The sequence below is a fragment of the Herbaspirillum huttiense genome, from assembly GCF_004367745.1.
In the GTDB taxonomy this organism is placed as follows: Bacteria; Pseudomonadota; Gammaproteobacteria; order Burkholderiales; family Burkholderiaceae_D; genus Herbaspirillum; species Herbaspirillum huttiense.
Genome location: NZ_CP037993.1, coordinates 3,947,322 through 3,974,017, shown reverse-complemented (window position 1 = coordinate 3,974,017; position 26,696 = coordinate 3,947,322). Strand labels below are relative to the sequence as shown.

The window sequence follows — 26,696 nt, the reverse complement described above, 5'->3', positions numbered from 1 at the left end:
TGCCTTATTGCGTCTCGAACTGCAATGCCGCCAGGCTGGCGTAGAGCCCGTCGCGTGCCACCAGTTCGGCATGGGTGCCGGTCTCGACGATGCGCCCGTGTTCCAGCACGATGATGCGGTCGGCCCGCTGCACGGTGGCCAGGCGGTGCGCGATGACCAGCGTGGTACGCCCGACCATGGCGGCTTCCAGGGCGCTTTGCACCAGGCGTTCGGATTCGGCATCCAGCGCGCTGGTGGCCTCATCCAGCAACAGCAGGGGCGGGTTCTTCAGCAATGCGCGGGCAATGGCGATGCGCTGGCGCTGGCCGCCGGAGAGACGCACGCCGCGTTCACCGAGGAAGCACTGGTAGCCGTCCGGCAGGCGTTCGATGAACTCATGGGCTGCCGCCATCTGGGCGGCGGCGATCACTTCCGCATCGCTGGCACCGGGGCGGCCGAAGCGGATGTTTTCCATCGCATTGGCCGAGAAGATCACGGTGTCCTGCGGCACGATGCCGATCGCATTGCGCAGGTCCTGCAGGGTCAGGTAGCGGATGTCCACGCCATCGAGCCGGATGCTGCCCTGCTGCGGATCGTAGAAGCGCAGCAGCAGCTGGAACAGCGTGGTCTTGCCGGCCCCCGAAGGGCCGACCACGGCGACCGTTTCTCCTGCACGCACGTCCAGCGAGAAGCCCGACAGCGAGGCGCTGCCGGGGCGCGAGGGATAGTGGAAGTCCACGGCCTCGATCTGCAGCGCGGCGCCATTGGCGGTGCGCGGCGGCAATTTCTCCGGCAGCAGCACGGACTGCACCGGCGACTGCGCCGCCAGCAGGTCGAGCAGGCGTTCGGTGGCACCTGCAGCGCGCTGGGTATCGCCCATCACTTCCGACAGCGCCCCCAGCGAACCCGCCACGAGGGATGCGTAAAGGATGAACTGGCCCAGTTCGCCGCCGCTCATGCTGCCTTGCATGACCGCATGCGCGCCCAGCCACAGCACGAAGACGATGGCACCGAACACCAGCAGGATCGCCACCACCGTCAGCAGCGAACGCGCACGGATGCGGTCCATCGCGGTCTGGAAGGCGCGCTCGACCGAGTCGCCGAATCGGCGCGCTTCGATCTCTTCATGGGTGAAGGCCTGCACGGTCGGCATGGCGTTGAGGATTTCGCCGGCCATGGCGGCGGCGTCGGCCACCCGGTCCTGCGAGGCGCGCGAGAGCTTGCGTACGCGGCGGCCATAGAACACGATGGGCAGCACCACGGCGGCCAGCATGACGATGATGATGGAGGTCAGCTTGGCACTGGTGATGAAGAGCATGCTCATGCCGCCGAGGAACAGCAGGGCATTGCGCAGGGCCATCGAAATGCTGGTGCCGACCAGGGTCTGGATGAGCGTGGTGTCGGTGGTCAGGCGCGAGAGCACTTCGCCGGTCTTGGTGGTTTCGAAGAATTCGGGACTCTGCGTCACCACGTGGGCATAGACCGCACTGCGCAGGTCGGCCGTCACCCGTTCACCCAGCCAGGACACCATGTAGAAGCGCGCCGCAGTCGCCACCCCCAGCACGCAGGCCACGCCGAACAGGGCCACGAAATACAGGTTGATGTGCGTGGCACTCTTGCTGCCGGCGGCCCCGAAGCCGAGGTCGATCATCTGCTTGAAGGCATACGGCACGGCCAGCGTGGCACCGGCCGCCACCAGCAGCGCCAGGCCGGCCAGCAGGAATTGCTTCTTGTAGGGGGCGAGGAAGGGAGCCAGTCCGCGCAAGGCTGCCAGGGCGGATTTGCGGGCAGTGGGGGAGTCGGGGCCGGGCGGCACGTCAGGGGCAGGTGAGTCGGTGCGGAGAGGAGTCGTGGAGGCCATGGAAATGGATGAGCTGTTGAGGCCGCCAGGCCAACCGGTCCGTGCATGTTGCCGCACGGTCAGAGACACTGGCCACCGCCGGAAAAATCTTGTTGCCGCGTTGAACCAACGGAGGCTGGCTTACTCGGAAGAGGCATAAGTATAGACAGTCCGCGCATGGATCGCGCGACCGCAAGCGTATCGCAATGTTGTTCGTCAGCCATTGCTTGCCTGCATTGCCCTGCTAGAGTATGCGGATTCCGGCGTGATCAGCCCGGCCGGAGCAGCGCAGCAGCAGGCATCAGCATCATCCCAACCCCACACAGGCAAGGAGAGTCGCTTGGCCCAACCCGCACTGATCCCCTCCTCACGCGAGGCTGCGCCGGAAGCACGCGCGCCGCACGCCGAACTGCTGGCCGGGCTCGCCGCCCGCGAGGCGGTCATCTCGCCCAAGTACTTCTACGATCCCTTGGGCAGCAAGCTCTTCGAGGCCATCTGCGCCTTGCCCGAGTATTACCCTACCCGTACCGAAGCGGCCATTTTCGCCGCGCATCAGGAGGCCATCGCTGCCGCCGTCGGCCAGTCCTGTACGCTGATCGACCTGGGTGCAGGCAACTGTATCAAGGCCGCCTCGCTGTTCGAAGCGTTGCGGCCGCGCCAGTATGTGCCGGTGGATATTTCCACCGATTTCCTGCATCAGTCGGTGGCGGGTTTGCAGAAGCGCTTCCCGCAGTTGCCCATGCTGCCGCTGGCGATGGATTTCTCGGCCACGCTGGCGCTGCCGGAGACGGTGGATGCGCAGCGCCGGCTGTTCTTCTATCCCGGCTCCTCGCTGGGCAATTTCGATCCGGCCCAGGCGCTGGATTTCCTGCGCCGCGTGCGTGCAGCCCTGCCGGCCGGACCGGGTGAGGGCGGCATCCTGATCGGACTGGATCTGGTGAAGGATGCGCGTGTCCTGGAAGCGGCCTACGACGATGCCATCGGCGTGACGGCAGCGTTCAACCTCAACGTGCTCAACCACGTCAACGCCCTGGCCGGGACCGACTTCGCCCCGCGCGACTGGCGCCATGTGGCCTTCTACAACGCACGCCAGCAGCGCATCGAAATGCATCTGGAAGCACGGCGCGACCTCATCGTGCGCTGGCCGGGCGGGCGTCGCACCTTCCACCAGGGCGAGCGCATCCATACCGAATACAGCCACAAGTTCACCGAGCAGGACATCCTCGGCCTGCTGGAAGAGGCCGGATTCGGCAATTGCCGCATGTGGTTCGATGAGCGGCGCTGGTTCGCGGTGTGCCATGCACAGGCGCGCTGAGCGAAGTTTGCCGCTGTTGATTCAATGATTTTTGCAGGAGACCGGATGCCTTCCGTCATTACCCATGATCGCGCCACCACCCATGACGACGAGCTGGGCGAGCAACCCATGGCGGTGGTCGCAGCGGCCACCGCCGCCACCATCGATGCGGTCATCGACGCCGCCGTCCAGCAGGTCAACCATCGCCCGCGCGAACGGCTGGGCGATCGCTACCGGCGTCTGCGCCGGCAGTCGCTGCTGATCGCCGAGCCGCTCTCGGCCGAGGATTGCTGCGTGCAGGCCATGCCCGATGCCAGCCCCATCAAGTGGCATCTGGCGCATACCACCTGGTTCTTCGAGACCTTCCTGCTGGAGCGCTTCCAGAGCGGCTTCACGCCTTTCCATCCGCAGTTCCGCGTGCTCTTCAATTCGTATTACGAAGGCGTCGGCGAGAAATTCCCGCGGCCGCAGCGCGGCCTGCTCACGCGCCCCTCGCTGGACGACATACTGGCCTACCGCGAGCAGGTGGACGCACGCATGTTGCTGCTGATCGATGCGCTGGAGGCCGACCCGGCCGAAGCGGGGGAGGCCCACCCGCAACTGGCGGGCTTCCTCTCCTTGCTGGAACTGGGCATGCAGCATGAGCAGCAGCACCAGGAGCTGATGCTCACCGACATCAAGATCCTGCTGTCGATGAACCCGCTGCAGCCTGCGTACCAGCCGCTGCCGATGAACCTGCAACTGGATGATCCGGCCGCGCTGGAGCTGCAGTGGCATCGCATCGAAGCCGGTGTGGTGGAGATCGGCCATGCCGGCAGCGGCTTTTGCTTCGACAACGAAACCCCGCGCCATCGCCAGTTCGTCGAGGCTTACCAGTGCGCGTCGCGGCTGGTGAACAATGCCGAATACCTGGCCTTCGTCGAGGCCGGTGGCTACGAGGACGCGGGGCTGTGGCTGTCTGAAGGCTGGGAATGGAAGAAGCGGGAGGGGCTCTCGCATCCCCTGTATTGGCGCCGTGGCGCTGATGGGCAGTGGCGCGAGTTCACCGAGTATGGCGCGCAGCCTCTGCAGCCGCATGCGGCTGCCGTGCATCTCTCGTATTACGAGGCCGATGCCTATGCCCGCTGGGCTGGTGCGCGCTTGCTGACCGAAGCCGAATGGGAACATGCCGCCGCACGCCTGCAAGGAAGCGGACGTGAATTTTTTGGCGTGGCCTGGCAGTGGACCAGCAGCAGCTATGCGCCTTACCCCGGTTTCAGCGCTGCACCGGGTGCGGTGGGTGAATACAATGGCAAATTCATGGTCAACCAGTACGTGCTGCGTGGCTCATCCTCGGCCACACCACTGAACCATGCGCGGCTGACCTATCGCAACTTTTTCCCGGCGACCGCACGCTGGCAGGTCAGCGGCATACGGCTGGCCCGCCAGGGCTGATCGGTTTTTCCAGCTTCAGTTTGTTGCCAGGGCCGCCCGGCCCTGGTCCGTGCTACGCGCAATATTTCTGAAATACGCTTGCAGTCTCAGAAGGTTTCCCACTCTTCCGATTTCTCTTCCTTGCTGCTGGCGGGTAGTGCACGTGGTGCTGGCGCAGCGGCAGGGGCGCGCACTGCCTGCGGTTTGACGGGTGCGGGCTTGCCTGGCAGGGCCGTGGCCGGTGCAGGTGCCGCGCTGCGCAGCGGTGCGGCTTGCATGACTGGTGCGGGTGCAGCGCCCCGCTCATCCAGACGGAATACGCTCACCAGTTCCAGCAGCCGCTGCGCCTGATCCTGCAAGGCCTGGGCCGCAGCGGCGGCTTCTTCTACCAGCGCGGCGTTCTGCTGGGTGGTGTTGTCCATCTGCATGATGGCCTGGTTGACCTGCTCGATGCCATCGCTCTGCTCGCGCGTGGCAGCGGAAATCTCGCCGACGATGTGGCTGACCTGCTCAATGCTCTGCACCACCTCATCCATGGTGCTGCCCGCCTGCGCCACCAGTTCGGTACCGGCCGTCACTTGTCCGACGGAATCATTGATGAGCTCCTTGATCTCCTTGGCGGCAGTGGCCGAGCGTTGCGCCAGTCCGCGCACTTCCGAGGCCACCACGGCGAAGCCGCGGCCCTGCTCACCGGCGCGCGCCGCTTCCACGGCGGCATTCAGGGCCAGGATATTGGTCTGGAAGGCGATGCCGTCGATCACCGAGATGATGTCCACGATCTTGCGCGAGGAGTCATTGATGGCCCCCATGGTCTGCACCACCTGCTTGACGGCCTGGCCACCCTGATTGGCCACTTGCGTGGCATTGCCGGCCAGCTCGCTGGACTTGCGGGTGTGGTCGGCATTCTGCTTGACGCTGGAAGTCAGCTGTTCCAGCGAGGAGGCGGTTTCTTCCAGCGCGCTGGCCTGCTCCTCGGTGCGCGAAGAGAGGTCCAGGTTGCCGGTGGCGATCTGGGTCGATGCGGTCACCATGGAGTCGGTACCGCGCCGCACCTCCAGCACGATGGCCTTGAGCTTCTGGTTCATGGCGGCCAGCGCCTGCAGCAGGCGTCCGGTTTCATCGGTCGAATGCGCGTGGATGACCGCAGTGAGATCGCCCGCCGCCACGGTCTCGGCCACTTCCACCGCACGGCTCAGCGGGCGCGTGATGCTGCGCGAGATGGTCCAGGCGATGAAGGCGGCAAACAGCGCCGCTAGCACACCGGACACCAGCATGATGTTGCGCGTGGTGTTGTAGGTGGCCTCGGCATCGGCGACGGACTTGTCCATCAGCTTCTGCTGCATGTCGGAGAGGTCATCGAGCTGGCCGAAATACTGCTTTTGCAGCGGCACCATCTTTTCCAGCATCAGCTTGATGGCGGCATCCTTCTCACCAGTGGTGGCGAGCCGGTCGATCTCTTTGCGCAGGGCCGAGTAGCTCTTGCGGGTTTCGGTGACCTTGTCGAACTTGGCGCGTGCCTCGGGATTGGCTATCAGACGACCCAGTTCATCGTAGAGCTTGGTGTTCTCTGCAGAGAGCGTTTCGATGATCTTCCGCTCATTCTCAATCTGCGCCGGATCGGTCATGAACAACTGGTTGCGCAGCGAGATGGCGACATCATCCACCTTGCCGGAAATGGTGTTGATGATATTGATCTTCTTGTAGCGGTCATTCACCACCAGTTCCAGCGACTGATTGATGTCGCCCAACCGGGCCAGGCCCAGCGTGACGATGGCGGCGATCACCAGGATCAGGACCGAAAAGCCGATGGTCAGGCGCGTGGAAATGTTGAGGTTGTTGAAGCGCATGATTTTCCCCCCGAAAAATGTAGATGCGACTTGCTTGCGGATGATGTCACTGTGGTGTGTGGCCTTTGAACTGGCGTGACGACCAGAAAATCTATAATAAGCCAGTTACGTGCATTGAGAACGTTTGACTCAAGTAAATTCTGCAGAGTTGTCCGGCGTCAAGGAAGGCCGCTGCCGGTGCGGGTTTCCGGGCGTCAACGTGGCAGCCGGACCACAGTGGCAGAAGGACAAGATCAACGGCAGAGCTTGACGCAAAGTTACACGCCGTTAACGCAACAACGCCGCCCGGTAGGGCGGCGTTGCGTTCAGGAAATGGCCGGGATCGCCGGCCGGATTCCGTTTCAGGCAGCCTTGGCCTGTGCGGAGCCAGCCTGGTTGGCGCTCTCGCTGATGGCGATCTGACGGTTCACGGCAGACAGCACGGCCTTGAAGGAGGCGGTCACGATGTTGGCATCGATGCCGACACCGAAACCGGTCGGCGCTTCGTTCAGGCGCAGCTCGATGTAGCTGGCGGCCTTGGCGTCGGCACCGGCACCGATGGCGTGTTCATGGAAGTCCATAAGCTTGATGTCCAGGCCCAGCGCATGCACGAAGGCATCGATGGGACCGTTGCCGCTGCCGCGCACGGTGACCGGCTGGCCATTGCGCACGATGTCGACTTCGATGTTGATGGACTCGGCCTTGGCGGTGTCTTCCGACATGCGGTGCGCGCGGTAGACGTAGGGTTCGACGCGCTCCAGGTATTCACGCTGGAAGATGGCGTGGATGTCGGAGGCAGCGATTTCCTTGCCGGTGGCATCGGCTTCGCGCTGGATGGCGCGTGAGAACTCGATCTGCAGGCGGCGCGGCAGGGCCAGGCCATATTCCTGTTCCAGCAGGTAAGCCATGCCGCCCTTGCCGGACTGGCTGTTGACGCGGATGACGGCATCGTAGCTGCGGCCCAGGTCGGCCGGATCGATCGGCAGGTAGGGCACTTCCCAGATGGCGTCCGGCTGTTGCTTGGCGAAGCCCTTCTTGATCGCATCCTGGTGCGAGCCGGAGAAGGCCGTGAAGACCAGGTCGCCCACATACGGATGGCGCGGATGCACCGGGATCTGGTTGCACTCTTCCACCACCTGGCGCACCACGTCAATGTCGGAGAAGTCCAGGCCCGGGTTCACGCCCTGGGTGTACAGGTTCAGTGCCAGCGTAACCAGGTCGACGTTGCCGGTGCGCTCGCCGTTGCCGAACAGGCAGCCTTCGACGCGGTCAGCGCCGGCCATCACGGCCAGCTCGGCCGAGGCCACGGCGGTGCCGCGGTCATTGTGCGGGTGGACCGAGATGATGGTGCTGGCGCGATCCTTCAGGTTGCGGCACATCCATTCGATCTGGTCGGCGTAGACGTTGGGGGTGGCGCACTCGACGGTGGAGGGCAGGTTCAGGATGATCTTGCGCTCTGGAGTGGCACCCCAGGTTTCGCAGACGGCATCGCAGATGTCCTTGGAGAAATCCAGTTCGGTGGTGCTGAAGGATTCCGGCGAGTATTCGAAACGCCATTCGGTACCCGGACGCGCATCGGTCAGTTCCTTGACCAGGCGGGTGCCGGTGACGGCGATGTTCTTGATCTCCTCGCGCGACATGTTGAAGACGATCTTGCGGAAGGCCGGGGCCACCGAGTTGTACAGGTGGACGATGGCCTTCTTGGCACCTTCCAGCGATTCGACGGTGCGGCGGATCAGTTCTTCGCGCGACTGGGTCAGCACGATGATGGTGACGTCATCGGGAATGCGGTTCTCGACGATGAGCTTGCGCACGAAATCGAAATCGGTTTGCGAGGCAGAGGGGAAGCCGACTTCGATTTCCTTCAGGCCGGTCTTCAACAGCAGTTCGAAGAAGCGCAGCTTGCGCTCGGCGTTCATCGGTTCGATCAGGGCCTGGTTGCCATCGCGCAGGTCGGTGCTCATCCAGATCGGCGGCGTGTCGATGACCTTGCTGGGCCAGGTGCGATCGGGCAGGTCGATGGCAGGGAAGGGACGGTATTTGGCGGCGGGGTTGCTTAACATCATGATGGACCTCTTGGTTTCCGGATGGCGTGGAATGCTTCAGTTCAAGTACTGGAATGCTTCAGTGCGTCAGATGTGGCGGATCGGGTTGCCTGGCTGCCACGAGCGCGTGGCCAGGCAACCCTTCATAGAGCCAGAGGCGGCATCTCCCGCAGCGTACGGCCGGCCTGCAAGGGCTGCGTGCGCTGGTTGCGGATTGTACGGATCATCGAATGCATATGCTTCGCCTGGTGGGCAGCGACGTCGGCTTCATCATGGATGGCGCGTCACTGCCTGGTTGTACTGCGAGTACTGCTGGATTTTTTGAGGTTGCCAGATCGCGTGGAGTCAGCGGAAACGGCAGGAACTACGAATTTTAGCGCGAGGCTAGTAGTAGCGACACCGATAGCAACGCTAGCAGGGCGCTGGCGCTGTTGTGGCGGATGGAGGTGATTGCTGCGGAAGTCATCCGTGCAATGTAGAAGATCGGGCCGGCGTCTGTCAAGGGCTATCTTTTTTACAAGCGTAAAAGAAGAGCGCGCTCCAATAATTTCGTTGCTAGAATCGTCTAGTTAATAACCAGCGGGTCATTTATTTTTATTGCTGCTGCATCAATTCCTTGTGAGGATGGAACGCCGCCGGGTGAAAATGCTCAAAAACAAGCACTGCAGTAGTCCTTTTTCCATATAAGGCACGACGCACGTCGCGCTGGCACCAGCGCCCGTGTCTGCCACGAACAACGAACAACAGCAGGGCGACGCCTCCGCCACCCCGGGAGCGCATCGCCAGGAACCGTCATCATCCATGCAAAAACGCACCGACCTCATCGTTTGCGAAGAATGCGACGCCGTCTACCAGCGCATGGCGCTGGGAGAGCGCGAAATCGCCCGCTGCCTGCGCTGCGGTGCCGAGCTGGAGCGCGATACCGGCCGCCGCCTGCAGCATCTGCTGCCGCTGACCATCGGTGCGCTGATCCTGTTCGCGATCGCCAATACCTTTCCCATCGTCACCATCGAACTGCAGGGCTTGTCCAGCCAGACGACGCTGATCGGTGCGGTAGTGGCACTGACCCGCGATGGCATGTCGGAAGTGGCGCTGCTGGTGCTGGCGACGACCTTGCTGTTCCCGCTGATCCAGCTCGGTGTGCTGCTCTACCTGTTGCTGCCGGGAGCGCGTGATACGCGTCCGCCGGGCTTCGTGCTGCTGCTGCGCCTGATGCAGGCAGCCCGGCCCTGGGGCATGATTGAAGTCTTCATGCTGGGCGTGCTGGTGGCGCTGATCAAACTCTCCAACATGGCCGAGGTGATTCCCGGTCCGGCGCTGTGGTCCTTCGGTGGATTGACGGTGCTGCTGACAGTGGTGGTGTCCTTCAATCCACGCTATCTGTGGCACGTGTGGGAACAGCAGCAAGCCGAGCAATATGGCGACAAGGAGGCGGGCGCATGAGTGTCTTCACCCGCCAGGCTGCACCGCACGTGCCCGACCTCACCCAGGAGCCGGACGAAGACCTGCCCGTGCAGGATGCCGCGTCCCTCGGCGTGATCGGCTGCCATCACTGCGGCACCGTATGGGAAGGCGCGCAGCCCCATCAAGCCTGCGGCGTGTGCCATGCACCGCTGCACGTGCGCAAGATCGACAGCCTCACCCGCACCTGGGCGCTCCTGATTGCCGCCTGCATCATGTACATCCCGGCCAACATGATGCCGGTGATGGTCACCAGTACCCTCTTCGATGAGCAGCGCGACACCATCCTTTCCGGCGTCATCTATTTCTGGACTTCCGGCGAATGGGGCCTGGCACTGGTGGTGTTCGTGGCCAGCTTCCTGGTACCGCTGTTCAAGCTGGTGGCGCTGGGCATCCTGGTCTTCTCGGCGCGCCGCCGCAGCCGCTGGCGTCGTCTCCAGCGCGCCAAACTGTATCGCGTGGTCGAGGCCATCGGACGCTGGTCCATGCTGGACGTCTTCGTCGTCTCGGTGCTGACCGGACTGGTCAAGATCCACGGCTTCGCCAACATCCACGCCGGCATTGGCATCGCCGCCTTCGGTGCGGTGGTGGTGCTGACCATGCTGGCCTCGCTGGCCTTCGATCCGCGCCTGATCTGGGATGAGCGCGCGACTGATCCGGCCTCCGGCGCACTACGCGAGCCTCTTCCCGAAACTGCTTCTCCCCATGACAACGCCAACAAGCCACAGGAAACCGCATGACTCCACCCGACCATTCCGATGACAAACCGGCGCTGCTGCAACCGCGACGCGCACGCCAGCGCAACTGGCTGCCCTCGCTGGTGTGGCTCATTCCCATCGTCGCCGCCATCGTCGGGCTGACCCTGGTCGCCAAGATCCTGGTCGAACGCGGCCCGATGGTGACCGTCAGTTTCCGTTCTGCAGAAGGACTGGAAGCCGGCAAGACCAAGGTGAAATACAAGGATGTCGAAATCGGCCAGGTGCAGAGCCTGAAGCTGGCCGCCGACCGTTCGCACGTGCTGGTCGGAATTCAGCTGAATCAGGATGCTTCCGGTTTCAATGCCGAGGACACGCGTTTCTGGGTGGTCCGTCCGCGCATCGCTGCCTCCGGTATTTCGGGGTTGGGCACCTTGCTCTCCGGGGCCTACATCGGCGCGGATGCTGGTGCTTCGGAAGAAACCAAGAAGAATTTCGTGGGACTGGAACAGCCCCCCATCGTCACGCGCGATGCCTCGGGCCGCCAGTTCGTGCTGCATACCGATGACCTCGGTTCGCTCGATATCGGTTCTCCCATCTTCTATCGCCGCATCAAGGTCGGGCAGGTGGTGGCGTATGACCTCGACAGTGATGGCCGTGGCGTGACGCTGCGCATCTTCGTCAACGCGCCCTATGACAAGTTCGTCACCCAGGCTTCGCGCTTCTGGCATGCCAGCGGTTTCGACATGGAACTCAATGCCAGCGGCTTCAAGCTGCATACGCAGGCGCTGTCGACGGTGGTGCTGGGCGGCATTGCCTTCCGCGACCGCGATGAAGAGCGCGTGAGCCCCCCGGCCAAGGAGGGCAGCGAGTATCCGCTGGTGGAAGACGAAAGCACCGCCATGAAGGAACCGGACGGCGTACCACAGACCGCACTGCTGTATTTCGACCAGTCGCTGCGCGGCCTGCAACCGGGTGCCACCGTGGACTTCCGTGGCGTGGTGTTGGGTGAGGTCAAGAGCATCGGGGTGGAATACGACAAGACGCGTGGTGAATTCCGCATGCCGGTGCTGGTGCAGATCTATCCGGATCGTTTGGGCCGTCGCTTCCACGAAGAGACCGGCGAGCAGCGCCGTTCCAACGCGCAGTTGTTGCGCATGCTGGTCAAGCGCGGCATGCGTGCCCAGCTGCGCAACGGCAACCTGTTGACGGGCCAGCTGTACGTCGCGATCGATTTCTTCCCCAAGGCCAAGCCGGTGCAGATCGATCCGGACAAGGTCCCGCTGGAACTGCCGACCATCCCGGGCAGCCTGGATGAATTGCAGCAGCAGCTCTCCGACATTGCCGGCAAGCTCTCCAAGGTCCCGTTCGACGAGATCGGCCGCGATCTGCAGACCACGCTCAAGACCTTGAACAAGACCCTGACCACGGCCGAGCAGACGGCGGCCCGCATCAACAACGACATCGCACCGGAGATGCAGGCGGCGATGAAGGATGCGCGCAAGACCTTGAATGCGGCCGAGCGTACGCTGTCGGATGACGCACCGCTGCAGTCGGATATTCGCCAGACCATGCAGGAACTGAGCAAGGCTGCGGCCTCGATCCGTATCCTCACCGATTACCTGCAACAGCATCCGGAATCGCTGATCCGGGGCAAACAGGAGCCATGATGCAAGACAAGACTTCGTTCTCCCTCAAGACCCTGACGGCCGCCGCACTGGCCGCAGCACTGCTGGCTGCCTGCGGCAGCTCGCCGCCGACGCAGTTCTACACGCTGGCGGTACCGGCCGACGGTGCCGTCGCGCGCACGGCCAGCCAGGGACCGCAGACCTTCATCGAAGTGATGCCGGTATCGGTGCCGGAGCGCCTGGCGCGTCCGCAACTGGTGGTGCGCAGCGATGCCACGCGGGTGGAGGTGCTGGAGCAGGACCGCTGGTCTTCGCCCTTCAACAATGAATTGCGCGATGCGCTGTCTGCGGGCGTGGCGGCAAAGCTGGGGGCCATTGACGTCTCGCGTGGGGGGCGACCGGCGGACCAGGCCAGCTATCGCATCAACGTGGAACTGCGTGATTTCGACGCAGCCCGCAATGGCCAGGTCCAGGCCAGTTTCGGCTGGACCATCACGCGCTCGGATGACCGCCGCGGCGCGGCTTGCCGGCTGACAGTAGTGGAACGAGTGGGCGGCGGTGCCAATTCCGACGTCGTCGCGGCCACGCAGAAGGTGGTGGAGCGGGCGGTGCAGGCGATTGCCGATAACGTGCGAGCTTTGCAGGCGGGGCAGGGTGGGCAGTGCGCAAGTTGAACGAGCGCATTCTGTAGCACCAAAGAAAAAGCCGCTTCCTTGGAAGCGGCTTTTCAACATCAGGACAGCTTGCAGCGATCAGCGATCGCCGTAGGAGCGACGCGGGCCGTCGGCGCGGAAGCCGCCGCCATTGCCCTTGTAGCCACCGCCGCCGCCGCCTTCGCGACGCGGGCCGTTGCCAGCCGGCTTGGCGCCGCCGAAGCTGCGGCCTTCGCGGTTGCCACCGAAACCACCTTCACGATTGCCGCCGAAGCCGCCTTCGCGATGGCCGCCTTCACGGTTGCCACCGAAGCCACCTTCACGATTGCCACCGAAACCGCCTTCGCGATGACCGCCGCCTTCGCGGTTGCCAGCGCCGAAGCGCGGACCGCTGTTGCTGCGGCCATCACCCGGACGCCAGCCGCCCGGCTTGCGCGGGCTGCGCGGTGCAGCCGACTTCTTCGGTTCGAAACCTTCGACCACATCCACCGGAATGGTCTGCTTGGTGAAGCGCTCGATGCGCTTGACCTGCATGCCTTCGGCGTGATTGACCAGCGAGATCGCCACGCCATTGCGGCCGGCACGGCCGGTACGGCCGATACGGTGCACGTAGTCTTCAGCGAACTTGGGCAGGTCGTAGTTGAACACGTGGGTGATGCCCGGCACGTCGATGCCGCGCGCTGCCACGTCGGTAGCCACCAGCATGCGCACCTGGCCGCGGCGCAGGCTGTTCAGGGTACGGTTGCGGGCACCCTGGTGCATGTCGCCATGCAGGGCGGCGGCCGCGAAACCGGCGATGTTCAGGCGATCGGCGATGGTGTCGGCGTCACGCTTGGTGGCGGTGAAGATCACGGCCTGGTCGATGCTGGTGTCGCGCAGCAGGTGGTCCAGCAGGCGGTTCTTGTGCGACAGGTCATCCACGAAGTGCACGCGCTGCATGATGTTTTCATGACGGGTCGACGAGCTGGCGATCTGGATGGTCAGCGGGTTGTTGGTGATGCGCTTGGCCATGTTGCCGACGACGCCGTCCAGCGTGGCCGAGAACAGCATGGTCTGGCGGGTGGCCGGGGTTGCAGCGACGATCTTTTCGATGTCGTCGATGAAGCCCATGTCCAGCATGCGGTCGGCTTCGTCCAGCACCAGGATCTGCAGCTGCGAGAAGTCGATCTTGCCCGACTCCATGTGGTCGATCAGGCGGCCCGGGGTCGCCACCAGGATTTCCGGGTTGCGCGACAGCAGTTGCATCTGCTTCGGATAAGGCATGCCGCCCAGGATGGACACCACGCGCACACGGCGCATGTAGGCACCGTATTTGTCAGTGGCGGTGGTCACTTGCAGGGCCAGTTCGCGGGTCGGGGTCAGCACCAGCATCTTCGGCTGTGCCGGCTGGTAACGCGGACGCTCGCCACGGGCACGGGTAGCCTGGCGTTCCTGGTTGGGGGTACGGGCTGCTTGCGGCGCCTGCGGCAGGTCTGCCAGCTGGTGCAGCGAAGGCAGCATGAACGCGGCGGTCTTGCCCGAGCCGGTCTGCGAGGACACCAGCAGATCCTGGCCGCTGATGGCGGCGGGGATGGCCTTTTCCTGGACCGGGGTCGGGGAGATATAGCCTGCTTCGGTCAGGGCTTTGATGATCGAAGGGTTCAGGCCGAGTGCTTCAAAAGTCATAATCTCTTTCGTGAAAGTGAACGCCAGGCACGAGACGGGCGCACGCAAGCGCGCCGGACATCGAGTGCCTGAACGAAAAAAAGCAACGCCAACCGACGAAATGACTATGAAAAATACAAAGAAATTTCGGCACAAAAGCTTTGCGCCGGGACGGCATCATCAAGGGATGCCAGGGGCGGGGGGCTTTTACTGGGAACTTGTCGTAATGACAGGTAAGGCTTGCGAAGCTGCTTGGACAAATACGGCTGGAAACGCTGCAGGACAGATTTCACGTCCGATTCGCCTGTGCATTGGTTATTGCAATGCACAAGGCGAATCATACCCTAAAACATCGGAATTAGCACGAGGCTATTTCGAGAAACTGTCTCTTTATTGTGGGGGACGCTTGCTTAATCCGGCAATTACTCTGCCATTCCGCCCACCACGCGGGAGAAGCCACCGTCCACGTAGGTGATTTCGCCGGTGATGCCCGAGGCCAGGTCGGAGAGCAGGAAGGCCGAGGCATTGCCGACGTCTTCGATGGTGACGTTGCGGCGCAGCGGGGCGGTCGCGGCTACGGCGCCCAGGATCTTGCCGAAGCCCTTGATGCCGCTGGCGGCCAGAGTCTTGATCGGACCGGCGGAGACGCCGTTGACGCGAACGCCCTTGGGGCCCAGCGATTCGGCCAGGTAGCGCACCGAGGCTTCCAGCGAGGCCTTGGCCAGGCCCATGGTGTTGTAGTTGGGCACCACGCGCTCCGAACCCAGGTAGGTCAGGGTCAGCAGGGCGGCGTTGGACGAGAGCAGCGGCATGGCCGCCTTGGCCATGGCCGGGAAGCTGTAGGCGGAGATATCGTGGGCGATCTTGAAGCCTTCGCGCGAGAAACCTTCCAGGAAGTCGCCGGCAATGGCTTCGGAGGGGGCAAAGCCGATGGCGTGCACCAGGCCGTCGAGCTGGGTCCAGGACTTGCCGAGATCGGCGAACAGGGCATTGATCTGCTCATCGCTGCCAACGTCGCAGTCGAAGATCAGCTTGCTGTCGAATTCTTCGGCGAACTTGGTGATGCGGTCCTTGAAGCGTTCACCGACATAGGTGAAGGCCAGTTCAGCGCCTTCGCGCTTGCACGCCTGGGCGATGCCGTAGGCGATGGAACGGTTGGACAGCAAGCCGGTGATCAGGATTTTTTTGCCTTGCAGAAATGCCATGTTGACTCCGTAGGGTCCGCCGCGTGCGGTGCGCCTCTGGCTGGCAGAAGCAGGCGCGGCGCGGCCGGTAAGTAATAGCGGCAGCGCGCGGAGCGGCAGCCGGGATGGGACAGACCCGGATTGTAGGGGCTAGCGGCAGGCGGGGCAACCTTTGCAGCGCTGGCAGGGCAGGGTGCAGCGGGCCGGGCTGCATTTGTCAAGTTGCTTTAATTGCTTCCCTGTAATCGCTGCTCTCTTTACAATGCCCCGACACGGAAATCGTTTCCCGATCCCGTCCTGCAGGCTGCAGGCAGTCGGCCAGAGCCCACAGGCGCGGGACTTGCTTGCCCCCGAGACATCACCGCCCACGAGAGTGCAGACAGACAACCGCATGGTCCCGCCCCTGAAGACAGCCAAGATTTTCCTTTCCTGCCTGCTGGCCGCCGCCCTGGCCCATGGCACCCCGGCCGCCGCCGAGCCCGCCTTTTCCCTGTATGACACCCCCAAGTACGGGCCCGGCTTCACTCATTTCGACTACGTCAATCCGGATGCGCCCCGGCGCGGCACGCTGTACCTGGCCAATCCGGACCGCCGCACCAGTTTCGACAAGTTCAATCCGATGTCGATGAAGGGCGTGGCCGCCGCCAACGTCGACCAGCTGATGTTCGAGACCCTGGCCGTTTCCTCAGGCGACGAGGTGGCCACGGTCTATGGTCTCCTGGCCGACGACATGAAGCTGGCAGCAGATCGCATGTCGATGACCTTCCACCTCAATCCCAAGGCGCGCTTCAACAATGGCGACAAGGTCACTGCCGAGGATGTGAAGTATTCCTTCGATACCCTGATCACCAAGGGCGCGCCGCAATACAAATCGATCTTTGCCGATGTGAAAGGCTGCGTGGTGGTTGATGCCGCGACGGTGCGCTTCGATTTCGCCAGCAACAACCATGAGTTGCCGCTGATCGTCTCCAGCGTGCCGGTCTTCTCAAAGAAGTGGGCCCAGGGCACGCCCTTCGACCAGATCCAGCTGACGCCGCCCATCAGCACCGGTCCCTACCTGATCGAAAGCTACGACACCGGCCGCAGCATCATCTACAAGCGCAATCCGGACTACTGGGGCAAGGATGTCCCGGCCCGGCGCGGCATGTTCAACTTCGAGCGTATCGTCTACCGCTTCTACAAGGATGACCTGGCACGGCTGGAAGCCTTCAAGGCTGGCGAGTTCGACGTGGTGGTGGAATACAGCGCCAAGAACTGGGCACGCAGCTATACCGGCCCGCAGTTCCGCGACGGCCGCATCGTCAAGAAGGAATTCAAGCATTCCAACGGCGCCGGCATGCAGGGCTTCGTGATGAACCTGCGGCGCGACCAGTTCAAGGATGTGCGGGTGCGCCAGGCCATCGGGCTGGCGCTGGATTATGAATGGATGAACCGCCAGCTGTTCTACGGCCAGTACACGCGCATCTACTCCTTCTTCAACAACAGCCAGCTGGCGGCCACCGGTGAACCGCAGGGCGATGAGCTGGCCTTGCTGAAGTCGCTGCAGGCCAAGGGCCTGAAGATCGATCCGGCCGTCTTCGGTCCTGCACCGGTTCCGCCCTCGACCAATCCGCCATCCTCCTTGCGCGCCAACCTGCGCCAGGCGCGCGAATTGCTGGCCCAGGCCGGCTGGGTCTATCGCGACGGGGCCGTGCGCAATGCCCAGGGCGTGCCGCTGTCCTTCGAGATCCTCGATGACCAGAGTTCGATGTCGCGCGTCATCAGCGTCTTTGCGCGCAACCTGCGCACGCTGGGCATCGATGTGGTCCAGCGCAGTGCCGACTACGCGCTGGTGGCCAAGCGCATGGAAGACTTCGATTTCGACATGACCAGCGTGCGCTTCCCCGATACCAGCAGCCCCGGCAACGAACTGTTCGACATGTTCGGTTCGCGCGCGGCGGACGAAAAGGGCTCCAACAATGCCTGGGGCCTGAAGGACCCGGTGGTGGACCAGCTGGTGCAGACGGTGGTGGCCGCCGATACGCGGGTCAAGCTCACCGCTGCGGCCCGCGCCCTGGACCGCGTGCTGCTGCACAAGTACATCGTGGTGCCGCACTGGTATTCCTCCACGCACCGCATCGCCTACCAGAACCGCTTCGGCATTCCTGCGGTGGCCCCGCTGTATTACCAGGCCGATCCCTACGTGATCGGCACCTGGTGGGAGGAGAAGGCGCGATGAGGCAACAGATGAATGAAAAGACCAAGACCCGCGCCGCGCGCGCCGGACAAGAACGAGGATGGTGGCAGGCATGAATATCTGGTCCTACATTTTGAAGCGGGTGCTGTTGATGATCCCCACGCTCTTTGGCGTGGTGGCCATCACCTTTGCGGTGATCCAGTTCGTGCCGGGCGGTCCGGTGGAGCAGGCGATGCTGGAGATGAAAGGGCGCGGCGGTGGCGGCGAAGCTTCCGGTGGCGGGGCGGCCAGTGGCGCTTCGGCCTATCGTGGACGGCAGGGCATCGACGAGCAGCGCATCGCCGAGATCAAGCAGCTCTACGGTTTCGACAAGCCGCCGGTGGAACGTTTCTGGACCATGCTCAAGGGCTTCCTCACCTTCGACCTCGGCAAGAGCTTCTATCACCACGGCGATGTCTGGACCCTGGTCAAATCCAAATTCCCGGTCTCCATCAGCATCGGGCTGTGGACCTTCCTGCTGAGCTACCTGATCTCGGTGCCGCTGGGCATTGCCAAGGCGGTGCGCGAAGGCAGTCGCTTCGATACCGCCACCACCGGCCTGGTGCTGGTCGGCTATTCCATTCCCGGATTCGTGCTGGGCGTGTTCCTGCTGGTGCTGTTTGCCGGCGGCAGCTTCGTACAGTGGTTCCCGCTGCGCGGCCTCACCTCGGACAACTGGGCCAGCCTCTCCTTCACGGGCAAGATCACCGATTACCTGTGGCACATCACCTTGCCGGTCTTCGCCTCGGTGATCGGTGCCTTTGCCGTCATCACCATGCTCACCCGCAATACCTTCCTCGAAGAGATCCGCAAGCAATACGTGCTGACTGCGCGCGCCAAGGGACTCTCCGAGCGCAAGGTGCTGTACAAGCATGTCTTCCGCAATGCCCTGATTCCGCTGGTGACCGGTTTTCCCTCGGCTTTCATTGCTTCCTTCTTCGCCGGCAGCCTGCTCATCGAGACGCTGTTTTCGCTCGATGGCATGGGCCTGCTGGCCTATGAATCGGCGATCCGGCGCGACTATCCGGTGGTGATGGGCACGCTGTATCTCTTTACCCTCATCGGCCTGGTGGTCAAGCTGGTCGGTGATCTTTGCTACGTGTGGGCTGATCCGCGCGTCCAATTCGAAAGCCTGGCGAAATGAGCATGACGACCCCCGCCACTCCCTCCACCCCCTCCATCTCACCCAGCCGCCGCATCTGGCTGCGGTTCCGTGCGGACCGGACCGGCTATTGGAGCCTGGTGATTTTTTCCATTCTCTTCATCGTGAGCCTGGGCGCTGAACTGGTCTCCAACGACAAGCCGCTTGTGGCCAGCTATCAGGGCAAGCTGATGTTTCCGATGCTGAAGGATTATTCAGACAAGCATTTTGGCGGCGACTTCGACTCGCCCGCCGACTATCTCGATCCCTTCATCGAAGAGCAATTCCGCAAGGACGGCAACTGGGTGATCTATCCGCTCAACCGCTACGGCTACAACACCCTGAACTACTTCGCCAAGGAGCCCAACCCGGCGGCGCCTTCCTCCGAAAACTGGCTGGGTACCGATGACCGAGGCCGCGACGTCTTTGCGCGCCTGCTCTACGGCTTCCGCGTGTCGGTGCTGTTCGGGATGGCGCTGACCTTCATCGGCGTGATCCTGGGCGTGGCTGCCGGTGCGGTGCAGGGCTACTTCGCCGGTCGTACCGACCTCATTACCCAGCGTCTGCTGGAGATATGGGGATCAATGCCGGAGCTGTACCTGCTCATCATCTTCTCCTCCATCTTCCAGCCCAGCCTGGGGCTGCTGTTGGTGCTGCTGTCCCTGTTTGGCTGGATGAGCCTGTCGGATTATGTGCGCGCCGATTTCCTGCGCAACCGCAATCTCGAGTACGTGCAGGCTGCGCGCGCCATGGGCTTGCCCGATCGCCTCATCATCTGGCGTCACGTGCTGCCCAACAGCATGACCACGGTGGTGACCTTCCTGCCGTTCCGCATGAGCGCGGCCATCCTGGCGCTGACCAGCCTGGACTTCTTGGGCCTGGGCGTGCCGCCCTCGACCCCGAGCCTGGGCGAGCTGCTGGCCCAGGGCAAGAACAATCTGGATGCCTGGTGGATTGCGGTGGCCACCTTCGTGGTGCTGACCGTGACCCTGCTGCTGCTGACCAATATCGGCAACGGCCTGCGCAACGCCCTGGACGTACGGAGGAAGGCATGAGCGCCCCGCTGCTGGAAGTGAAGGACTTGACGGTGCGCTTCGGCGACACCGTGGTGGTGGATCGCGTGAGCTTCACGATTGCACCCGGTGAAAAATTTGCTCTGGTGGGGGAATCCGGTTCGGGCAAGACGGTGTCCTCGCTGGCGGTGATGCAGCTGAACCAGGATGCGCGCTACGAAGGCAGCATCCTGCTCGACGGCCAGGACGTGCTGAAGAAGAACGAGCGCCAGATGCAGCAAGTGCGCGGCAATGACGTGGCGATGATCTTCCAGGAACCGATGACGGCCCTGAACCCGCTCTTCACCATCGGCAACCAGATCGCCGAGGTGTTGATGCTGCATGAGGGCCTCAATGCGCGCGATGCCGCTACGCGGGCGGTAGCGCTGCTGGAAAAGACCGGCATTCCGGAGCCCGCGCGCCGGGCGCTGTCGTATCCGCATGAACTCTCGGGTGGCCAGCGCCAGCGCGCCATGATCGCCATGGCCCTGGCCTGCAAGCCCAAGCTGCTCATCGCCGATGAACCGACCACGGCCCTGGATGTGACCATCCAGGTACAGATCCTGGCGCTGCTGAACCAGTTGCAGCGCGAAGAGAACATGGCCGTGCTCATCATCTCGCACGACCTGAACCTGGTGCGCCACTTCGCCGACCGCGTCGGCGTGATGGAGAAGGGCAAGCTGGTCGAAAGCGCGAGCGTCTCCGAACTCTTCGCCAATCCGCAGCAGCCTTACACGCGCAAGCTGCTGCAGAGCCGTCCGCAGCGCAATGCGGCCGACGTACCGGCACACGCGCCCGTGGTCCTGCAGGCGGAAAAAGTGCGCTGCACCTATCACATCAAGCTGGGCTGGTTCGCCAAGCGCGCCTTCCATGCGGTCGATGGCATCGACCTGCAATTGCGGCGTGGCGAGACCATCGGCATCGTGGGTGAATCCGGTTCCGGCAAGTCCACGCTGGGCATGGCCTTGCTGCGGCTGTCGGCGGCCAGCGTGGCGGGCAGCATCCGTTTTGAGGGGACGCCGATTTCCGAGCGCAGCAGCCGTGAACTGCGGCCCTTGCGGGCGCGCATGCAGGTGGTGTTCCAGGATCCTTTCGCCTCGCTCTCGCCGCGCCGTACGGTGGAGCAGATCGTGGGCGAAGGGCTGGCCCTGCATCATCCCGGGAAGACGCCGGAGCAGCAACGCGAGGCCATCGTCTCCGCACTCGAGGAAGTGGGCCTCACGGCAGCCGTGCTGGAACGCTACCCGCATGAATTCTCCGGCGGCCAGCGCCAGCGCATCGCCATTGCCCGTGCGCTGGTGCTGCAGCCGGAACTGCTGTTGCTGGACGAGCCCACTTCCGCCCTGGACGTGACCGTGCAGCAGCAGGTGCTGCAACTGCTGGCCGACCTGCAGCGCCGGCATGGGCTGGCCTATCTGTTCATCACCCACGATCTGGCCGTGGTGCAGGCCATGGCGCACCAGGTGATCGTGATGAAGGATGGCAAGGTGGTCGAGAGCGGTCCGGCTGAACAGGTCCTCAAGCAGCCGCAGCAGGAATACACACGCCGCCTGGTGGCCGCCGCCACCTACGCCGAAGCTGCGCACTGAGCGGCCCGGCAAAAAGAAAACCCGAAGTCCGGATCAGCTCCGGGGCTTCGGGTCCATGCAGACTGCAGTCGTTATTTTTCTTCCGTGCTTGAGGCGCGTCTTCTTGTTGTAGGCGGTCGAGCCGCCCGGGTCTCCTCCGGTTTCCTCCGGATTATTGCTTGCGGGCGCCGTTGCCCGAGGCCAGCGTCAGCGGCTTGCCGGCGACCTTGCGCGCCGGTGCCGGTGCAGCCTTGCGCACCGGGGCCTTGGCCGATGCCACCTGGCGGCGTGCCGGGGCAGCGTGGTGCGTGGCCGCTACGCGCGTCGGTGCGGCGTGGGCGGCGGCATTGGGCACTTGCAGCTGCAGGCTCTGGCCGGCGGCCAGGGTGTCACGCTTCAGGCCATTCCATTCCTTGATCTGCGCCACGCTCACGCGGTAGCGGCTGGCGATGCCGGCCAGGGTGTCGCGCTTGCCAGCCTTGACATGGATGCGGCGGGTTTCCGGCACATCCGGGGCGATGGCCAGACGGGCGTTGTCGGCGATTTCCGGGGTCAGGTCGGTATCGAGCGCGGCGGTCTCTTCATTCTTCGGGACCAGAATGGTCGAGCCAGCCTTCAGGACCATGCGCGGCGGGATCTGGTTGACGCTGCGGATCACCTCAGGCGTGGTGCCGAACTTGCTGGCGATGGTCTCGATGCGCTCACGGGCGCTGGAGACGGTGTGCGCGGTCCAGGTCGAGAAAGCCTGGGTCCACTTGGACATGTTGGACTTGAACTTCTCGGCATTGCTTTCCGGCAGCAGGATCTTGGTATCTTCGCCGCCGATGATGACGGGGCGGTTGAATTGCGGGTTCAGCGCCTTGAATTCATCCAGCGACAGCTCGGCCAGTTGCGCGGCGACCTTCACGTCGATATTGCGGGTCTTGCCGATGGTGACGAAGTAGGGCTGGTTGTCCACCTTGGGCAGGGCGATGTCGAAGGCAGCCGGGTTGGCGATGATGTTCTTGACCGCCTGCAGCTTGGGCACGTAGTTGCGGGTCTCGTTGGGCATCTGCGCCGACAGCGTATTGAAGTCGATCGGCAGGCCGGCCGCCAGGTTGCGGTTCACGGCGCGCTGCACCGAACCTTCGCCCCAGTTGTAGGCCGCCAGCGCCAGCTGCCAGTCGCCGAACATGCCGTAGAGCTTCTGCAGATAGGTCAGGGCGGCATCGGTCGAGGCCAGCACGTCGCGGCGCTCGTCGGTGAACATGTTCTGCTTGAGGTTGTAGTCACGCCCGGTGGAGGGGATGAACTGCCACATGCCGGCTGCCTTGGCGGTGGAGAGGGCTTCCGGATTGAAGGCCGATTCGATGAAGGGCAGCAGCGCCAGCTCGGTGGGCATGCCGCGCTTTTCCAGTTCCTGGACCACGTGGAACAAATAACGCGAGGCGCGCACCGTGGTGCGCTGGATGTAGTCGGGACGGGAGCTGTACCACTGGGTCTGGCTCTCCACCAGCGAATTGTCCAGATCAGGAATCCCGAAGCCCTTGCGAATGCGCGTCCAGATGTCGATGTCATTCATCCCTGGCAGGGCATTGCCGGCCAGTTCGGGATTGATCGCATTGAAGGGGGCGGGGTAGATCGAGATATCGTTGGCGTGGGAGAGCAGCGGGGTACCAGCGCAGAACAGGGCGGCAATGGCGAGTTGTTTCAAAGTACGCTGCATGTGGGCGATATCCTGTGCCAGAGGCAAAAGTTGGGTGCGGCGCTTCCGTTGCAGAGCTGTAATGAAGCTCGACACCTCCTGCCGGCGGAATCCGGATCAGTCCGATCACGGGCGCGTGCAGGTTGACGGTAATGCAAGGTCGGAAGCTGCGAATTTCCCCGGCGTGGTGCAGAGTGGACAGCGTTTCGTAAAAGTTCGTAAAAACGCTGGTGCCCAATTTGGGGAATTGGAGGAGTGTACGGAAGACCCTTTTCGCCAGTCAAGCAAAAATTAGCCTCTGTTACAAAGCCAAGTCCTTGATTTCGCTGGTTTTTGCGTCTAACTGGCCCTCAATTTGGCGCTATCTGTAGGTATTCTTCCATTCGCGCAGCGCTGCAAAGCTGCTAACTTCATTCAACTCCGTCAATCGGCCCGCCTTTTGCAGCGATTCCTGGATTTCTTTTTCATTGGCGCGCAGGAAGGGATTGGTCGCGCGCTCCAGTGCGATGCTGGTCGGGACGGTGGCTTCCCCTTGGTCCCGCTTGGCGCGCTCGCGCTGGAGGCGAGCGCTGAGCTCGGCATTGCCGGGCTCGACCTCGGCGGCGAACTTGAGGTTGGAGAGCGTGTACTCGTGGGCGCAATACACCTGGGTCTCACCCGGCAGGCTGCTGAGCTTGGCCAGTGACTCGACCATCTGTCCCGGAGTGCCTTCGAAGAGGCGGCCACAGCCACCGGCGAAGAGGGTATCGCCGCAGAAGACAAAACCCTGTTCTGCCGAGTAATACGCGATATGGCCCAAGGTGTGGCCGGGCACGTCGATGATCTGCAGCGAGAGGCCCAGAGAAGGGATCATCACTTCGTCATTCCCGTGCAGCGGGACCGTCATCCCCTTGATGCGAGATTGCTCGCGCGCCGGCCCGTAGACCGGGATGGCCGGGAATTCGTCGCTCACGGCGCTGCGCGCCAGCTCGACCACACCGCCGACATGGTCAGCGTGGTGATGAGTCAGTAGAATAGCGGCCAACGTCAGGCCCTCGGCCTGCAATGCGGCCAGGACGGGGACCGCGTCGCCGGGGTCGACCACGGCGGCATGGCGCCCGTCATGGATGATCCACAGGTAGTTGTCGTCGAACGCCGGTACGGCCAGGACGTCCAATGAAGTTTTCTGATCTGCTTGAGCTGGCTTGGCTGGCTGGGTCATGAGGCGCGAAAGAAGAGATGGCTGACAAGGCTGAAACTGCTGTGACTGCGAACAACGCGGAAATTATAGACCTGGCCGCCTGGTTGCAGACGCCCATCGGCGATTACCTGCGCCAGTGGGAGCAGCATCACCTCAATGCGCTGACGGCCGACATCTTCGGCTTCAACGCGGTGCAGATCGGTTCGCCCCAGATCCACGCCCTGCAGGCCAACCGCATGCCCTATCGCTGGCTGGCCGACAACCGCATGCCGGTGGAAGGGCAATCCGAGCTGGAAATCCCCCAGGTGGTGACGCAGAATTTCGGCGAACTGCCCTTTGCCACCCAGAGCCTGGACCTGGTGGTGCTGCCCCACGTATTGGAATTCGCCGCCGAGCCGCACCAGGTCCTGCGCGAGGTGGAGCGGGTGCTGATTCCGGAAGGGCAGGTCATCATCTGCGGCTTCAATCCCAGCAGCCTGTGGGGCATGCGCCAGGTGGCCGGACGCCTGACCGGCGCGCACTTCCTGCCGCAGGATGGCGAGTTCATCCGCCTGCCGCGCCTGAAGGACTGGCTGAAGCTGCTGAACATGGAAGTCAACCGCGGCCACTTCGGCTGCTACGCGCCGCCCTGCGAGACGGCGCAATGGCTGGACCGCTTCGGTTTCATGGAGAAGGCGGGCGACCGCTGGTGGCCGTATTTCGGTGCGGTCTACATCGTCCAGGCCATCAAGCGGGTGCCCGGCATGCGCCTGATCGGCCCGGCCCTGCAGCGCCAGAAGCTGAAGGCGCCGCGCGGCGTGCCGGTGACCAACCGCATCCACAAAACCGATTGAAACAAGGGCGTGTCGGCGCGATCAGGTATCATCGCGGCCCGCCTGTCATGCGCAAATGCGCATATGCAACCAGATTGAAGTGAAGAGCATGGACAAAGTAGAGATTTATTCCGATGGCGCCTGCAAGGGCAATCCCGGTCGTGGCGGCTGGGGTGCGTTGCTGGTGGCCGGGGGCAAGGAGAAGGAAATCTTCGGTGGCGAGCCCAACACCACCAACAACCGCATGGAGCTGATGGCGGTGATCCAGGCCCTCAACGCCCTCAAGCGTCCCTGCGAGGTGGTGGTGCACACCGACAGCCAGTACGTGCAGAAGGGCATCAGCGAGTGGATCCACGGCTGGAAGGCGCGCGGCTGGAAGACCTCCAGCAAGGAGCCGGTCAAGAACGCCGACCTGTGGCAGGCGCTCGATGCCGCCCAGCAGCAGCACCAGGTGGAATGGCGCTGGGTGCGCGGCCACAATGGCCACGCCGGCAATGAGCGCGCCGACCAGCTGGCCAACCGGGGCGTGGACAGCATAGGCTGACCGGGCCGGCGTTTTCTTTCATATCAGTGTTTTAGCAGCAAACAACATCAGCAGGAGCAAGCATGCGTCAGATCATCCTCGATACCGAAACCACGGGCCTTTCGCCGCGCAACGGCAACCGCATCCTGGAAATCGGCTGTGTGGAGGTGCTCAACCGCCAGCTTTCGGGCAAGAACCTTCACTTCTACATCAATCCCGAGCGAGACTCCGAAGAAGGCGCGCTGGCCGTGCACGGCCTGACCACCGAATTCCTGGCCGACAAGCCGACCTTCAAGCAGATTGCCGCCGAGTTCCTCGACTATGTACGCGGTGCCCAGATCATCATCCACAACGCGCCTTTCGACGTCGGCTTCCTGGATGCGGAACTGGCCTTGCTGGGTCTGCCGCCGTTCAAGGAGCACGTCTCCGACGTGGTGGACTCGCTGCAGATGGCCAAGGAACTGCACCCGGGCCGCCGCAATTCGCTCGATGCCTTGTGTGACCGTTACGGCATCTCCAACGCCCATCGCGTGCTGCACGGCGCGCTGCTGGATGCGGAGCTGCTGGCCGAGGTCTATCTGTCGATGACGCGCGGCCAGAATTCGCTGACCATGGACCTGGGGGCGGAGGAAGAAGTCAGCGAAGGCGAGGGCAAGCTGGAACTGGCCCCGCTGGCCGAAGTGATCGTGGTGGCCGCCAGCGAGGAAGAACTGGGTTTGCATGAAGACGTGCTCAACCAGCTCGACAAGGAAGCGCGCGGCAGCTGCGTGTGGCGCTTTGAACCGCCGCCGCCGGAAGCGGCTGCAGAGGCGGCGTGAAGCGGCGCAGTGGTGAGGCCGTTGTCGTTGCCCGGCAGCGT

The 26,696-nt window shown here is 63.3% G+C and carries 21 protein-coding genes; 14 read left to right on the top strand and 7 right to left on the bottom strand.

What is annotated here, in order from left to right; all coding sequences use genetic code 11:
- Nucleotides 1-4: 4 nt before the first annotated feature.
- Nucleotides 5-1,840, bottom strand: coding sequence for an ABC transporter transmembrane domain-containing protein (locus tag E2K99_RS17805; protein WP_240733746.1), 1,836 nt, complete (start codon nucleotides 1,838-1,840; stop codon nucleotides 5-7).
- A gap of 319 nt (nucleotides 1,841-2,159) precedes the next feature.
- Between E2K99_RS17805 and egtD the strand changes: the two genes are divergently transcribed.
- Together egtD and egtB are read left to right on the top strand one after the other, a co-directional pair.
- On the top strand, nucleotides 2,160-3,134 hold the full coding sequence (egtD, locus tag E2K99_RS17800; protein ID WP_134223072.1) for an L-histidine N(alpha)-methyltransferase: 975 nt from the start codon (nucleotides 2,160-2,162) through the stop codon (nucleotides 3,132-3,134).
- 45 nt (nucleotides 3,135-3,179) lie between these two features.
- Nucleotides 3,180-4,547, top strand: coding sequence for an ergothioneine biosynthesis protein EgtB (gene egtB / locus E2K99_RS17795; RefSeq protein ID WP_134223071.1), 1,368 nt, complete (start codon nucleotides 3,180-3,182; stop codon nucleotides 4,545-4,547).
- A gap of 86 nt (nucleotides 4,548-4,633) precedes the next feature.
- Here the strand turns inward: egtB and E2K99_RS17790 are convergent, their stop codons facing one another.
- Together E2K99_RS17790 and leuA are read right to left on the bottom strand one after the other, a co-directional pair.
- A complete protein-coding gene (locus tag E2K99_RS17790) occupies nucleotides 4,634-6,373 on the bottom strand; it encodes a methyl-accepting chemotaxis protein (RefSeq protein ID WP_134223070.1) in 1,740 nt (579 codons plus the stop codon).
- Between the two features lie 341 nt (nucleotides 6,374-6,714).
- The gene (gene leuA, locus E2K99_RS17785) at nucleotides 6,715-8,418 is read right to left on the bottom strand and encodes a 2-isopropylmalate synthase (RefSeq protein WP_039784490.1); all 1,704 of its coding nucleotides are present in this window, start codon (nucleotides 8,416-8,418) and stop codon (nucleotides 6,715-6,717) included.
- A gap of 780 nt (nucleotides 8,419-9,198) precedes the next feature.
- Here leuA and E2K99_RS17780 point away from each other — a divergent pair.
- The 4 genes from E2K99_RS17780 to E2K99_RS17765 are packed head-to-tail and all read left to right on the top strand — an operon-like array spanning nucleotide 9,199 to nucleotide 12,855.
- Nucleotides 9,199-9,840, top strand: coding sequence for a paraquat-inducible protein A (locus E2K99_RS17780; protein WP_134223069.1), 642 nt, complete (start codon nucleotides 9,199-9,201; stop codon nucleotides 9,838-9,840).
- On the top strand, nucleotides 9,837-10,598 hold the full coding sequence (locus tag E2K99_RS17775) for a paraquat-inducible protein A (RefSeq protein WP_134223068.1): 762 nt from the start codon (nucleotides 9,837-9,839) through the stop codon (nucleotides 10,596-10,598). Before E2K99_RS17780 ends, E2K99_RS17775 begins: the two co-directional genes overlap by 4 nt.
- On the top strand, nucleotides 10,595-12,223 hold the full coding sequence (locus E2K99_RS17770; RefSeq protein WP_134223067.1) for a PqiB family protein: 1,629 nt from the start codon (nucleotides 10,595-10,597) through the stop codon (nucleotides 12,221-12,223). Before E2K99_RS17775 ends, E2K99_RS17770 begins: the two co-directional genes overlap by 4 nt.
- Complete coding sequence (locus tag E2K99_RS17765; RefSeq protein ID WP_134223066.1) at nucleotides 12,220-12,855, top strand: PqiC family protein; 636 nt, start codon at nucleotides 12,220-12,222, stop codon at nucleotides 12,853-12,855. Before E2K99_RS17770 ends, E2K99_RS17765 begins: the two co-directional genes overlap by 4 nt.
- 78 nt (nucleotides 12,856-12,933) lie before the next feature.
- Here E2K99_RS17765 and E2K99_RS17760 read toward each other — a convergent pair whose 3' ends face one another.
- Nucleotides 12,934-14,499, bottom strand: coding sequence for a DEAD/DEAH box helicase (locus E2K99_RS17760; protein ID WP_134223065.1), 1,566 nt, complete (start codon nucleotides 14,497-14,499; stop codon nucleotides 12,934-12,936).
- A gap of 401 nt (nucleotides 14,500-14,900) precedes the next feature.
- A complete protein-coding gene (gene fabI / locus E2K99_RS17755) occupies nucleotides 14,901-15,683 on the bottom strand; it encodes an enoyl-ACP reductase FabI (protein ID WP_039784497.1) in 783 nt (260 codons plus the stop codon).
- Between the two features lie 370 nt (nucleotides 15,684-16,053).
- On the opposite strand from fabI, the gene E2K99_RS17750 reads away from it, so the two are divergent.
- The 4 genes from E2K99_RS17750 to E2K99_RS17735 all read left to right on the top strand — a co-directional run bounded on the left by E2K99_RS17750 (nucleotide 16,054) and on the right by E2K99_RS17735 (nucleotide 21,659).
- Nucleotides 16,054-17,880, top strand: a complete 1,827-nt coding sequence (locus tag E2K99_RS17750) for an extracellular solute-binding protein (RefSeq protein WP_134223064.1) — start codon at nucleotides 16,054-16,056, stop codon at nucleotides 17,878-17,880.
- 70 nt (nucleotides 17,881-17,950) lie between these two features.
- Nucleotides 17,951-19,021, top strand: coding sequence for a microcin C ABC transporter permease YejB (locus E2K99_RS17745; protein ID WP_039784499.1), 1,071 nt, complete (start codon nucleotides 17,951-17,953; stop codon nucleotides 19,019-19,021).
- Nucleotides 19,018-20,073: an ABC transporter permease gene (locus tag E2K99_RS17740; RefSeq protein WP_134223063.1), complete on the top strand. Its 1,056-nt coding sequence runs from the start codon at nucleotides 19,018-19,020 to the stop codon at nucleotides 20,071-20,073. The genes E2K99_RS17745 and E2K99_RS17740 overlap by 4 nt, the downstream gene beginning before the upstream one ends.
- A complete protein-coding gene (locus E2K99_RS17735) occupies nucleotides 20,070-21,659 on the top strand; it encodes an ABC transporter ATP-binding protein (protein WP_134223062.1) in 1,590 nt (529 codons plus the stop codon). The genes E2K99_RS17740 and E2K99_RS17735 overlap by 4 nt, the downstream gene beginning before the upstream one ends.
- A 151-nt stretch (nucleotides 21,660-21,810) precedes the next feature.
- Here E2K99_RS17735 and E2K99_RS17730 read toward each other — a convergent pair whose 3' ends face one another.
- Nucleotides 21,811-23,343 (bottom strand): transglycosylase SLT domain-containing protein, encoded by a 1,533-nt coding sequence (locus E2K99_RS17730; protein WP_039784502.1) that lies wholly within the window; start codon nucleotides 23,341-23,343, stop codon nucleotides 21,811-21,813.
- A 61-nt stretch (nucleotides 23,344-23,404) separates the two neighbouring features.
- On the opposite strand from E2K99_RS17730, the gene E2K99_RS25715 reads away from it, so the two are divergent.
- Nucleotides 23,405-23,617, top strand: a complete 213-nt coding sequence (locus E2K99_RS25715) for a hypothetical protein (protein ID WP_134223061.1) — start codon at nucleotides 23,405-23,407, stop codon at nucleotides 23,615-23,617.
- Between the two features lie 66 nt (nucleotides 23,618-23,683).
- Here E2K99_RS25715 and gloB read toward each other — a convergent pair whose 3' ends face one another.
- Entirely contained in the window at nucleotides 23,684-24,478 is a 795-nt protein-coding gene (gene gloB, locus E2K99_RS17720; RefSeq protein WP_134223060.1) for a hydroxyacylglutathione hydrolase, read from the bottom strand.
- 62 nt (nucleotides 24,479-24,540) lie between these two features.
- On the opposite strand from gloB, the gene E2K99_RS17715 reads away from it, so the two are divergent.
- From E2K99_RS17715 to dnaQ, 3 genes are all read left to right on the top strand, one after another.
- Nucleotides 24,541-25,335 carry a class I SAM-dependent methyltransferase gene (locus E2K99_RS17715; RefSeq protein WP_034340883.1) on the top strand — a complete coding sequence of 265 codons (795 nt, stop codon included), beginning with the start codon at nucleotides 24,541-24,543 and terminating at the stop codon, nucleotides 25,333-25,335.
- An 88-nt stretch (nucleotides 25,336-25,423) separates the two neighbouring features.
- Nucleotides 25,424-25,858, top strand: coding sequence for a ribonuclease HI (rnhA, locus tag E2K99_RS17710; RefSeq protein WP_034340887.1), 435 nt, complete (start codon nucleotides 25,424-25,426; stop codon nucleotides 25,856-25,858).
- A 62-nt stretch (nucleotides 25,859-25,920) separates the two neighbouring features.
- On the top strand, nucleotides 25,921-26,655 hold the full coding sequence (gene dnaQ, locus E2K99_RS17705; RefSeq protein ID WP_039784504.1) for a DNA polymerase III subunit epsilon: 735 nt from the start codon (nucleotides 25,921-25,923) through the stop codon (nucleotides 26,653-26,655).
- The last annotated feature ends 41 nt before the right edge of the window (nucleotides 26,656-26,696 follow it).

Bases quoted from the DNA above. Each gene is read 5' to 3' on its own strand.
- E2K99_RS17765 (WP_134223066.1), top strand. From the start codon at position 12,220: ATGATGCAAGACAAGACTTCGTTCTCCCTCAAGACCCTGACGGCCGCC.
- E2K99_RS17760 (WP_134223065.1), bottom strand. From the start codon at position 14,499: ATGACTTTTGAAGCACTCGGCCTGAACCCTTCGATCATCAAAGCCCTG.
- E2K99_RS17740 (WP_134223063.1), top strand. From the start codon at position 19,018: ATGAGCATGACGACCCCCGCCACTCCCTCCACCCCCTCCATCTCACCC.
- E2K99_RS17745 (WP_039784499.1), top strand. From the start codon at position 17,951: ATGAATATCTGGTCCTACATTTTGAAGCGGGTGCTGTTGATGATCCCC.
- E2K99_RS17780 (WP_134223069.1), top strand. From the start codon at position 9,199: ATGCAAAAACGCACCGACCTCATCGTTTGCGAAGAATGCGACGCCGTC.
- dnaQ (WP_039784504.1), top strand. From the start codon at position 25,921: ATGCGTCAGATCATCCTCGATACCGAAACCACGGGCCTTTCGCCGCGC.
- E2K99_RS17805 (WP_240733746.1), bottom strand. From the start codon at position 1,840: ATGGCCTCCACGACTCCTCTCCGCACCGACTCACCTGCCCCTGACGTG.
- fabI (WP_039784497.1), bottom strand. From the start codon at position 15,683: ATGGCATTTCTGCAAGGCAAAAAAATCCTGATCACCGGCTTGCTGTCC.
- E2K99_RS17730 (WP_039784502.1), bottom strand. From the start codon at position 23,343: ATGCAGCGTACTTTGAAACAACTCGCCATTGCCGCCCTGTTCTGCGCT.
- leuA (WP_039784490.1), bottom strand. From the start codon at position 8,418: ATGATGTTAAGCAACCCCGCCGCCAAATACCGTCCCTTCCCTGCCATC.
- E2K99_RS17775 (WP_134223068.1), top strand. From the start codon at position 9,837: ATGAGTGTCTTCACCCGCCAGGCTGCACCGCACGTGCCCGACCTCACC.
- E2K99_RS17750 (WP_134223064.1), top strand. From the start codon at position 16,054: ATGGTCCCGCCCCTGAAGACAGCCAAGATTTTCCTTTCCTGCCTGCTG.
- E2K99_RS17715 (WP_034340883.1), top strand. From the start codon at position 24,541: ATGGCTGACAAGGCTGAAACTGCTGTGACTGCGAACAACGCGGAAATT.
- E2K99_RS17735 (WP_134223062.1), top strand. From the start codon at position 20,070: ATGAGCGCCCCGCTGCTGGAAGTGAAGGACTTGACGGTGCGCTTCGGC.
- egtB (WP_134223071.1), top strand. From the start codon at position 3,180: ATGCCTTCCGTCATTACCCATGATCGCGCCACCACCCATGACGACGAG.
- E2K99_RS17770 (WP_134223067.1), top strand. From the start codon at position 10,595: ATGACTCCACCCGACCATTCCGATGACAAACCGGCGCTGCTGCAACCG.
- E2K99_RS25715 (WP_134223061.1), top strand. From the start codon at position 23,405: ATGAAGCTCGACACCTCCTGCCGGCGGAATCCGGATCAGTCCGATCAC.
- rnhA (WP_034340887.1), top strand. From the start codon at position 25,424: ATGGACAAAGTAGAGATTTATTCCGATGGCGCCTGCAAGGGCAATCCC.
- E2K99_RS17790 (WP_134223070.1), bottom strand. From the start codon at position 6,373: ATGCGCTTCAACAACCTCAACATTTCCACGCGCCTGACCATCGGCTTT.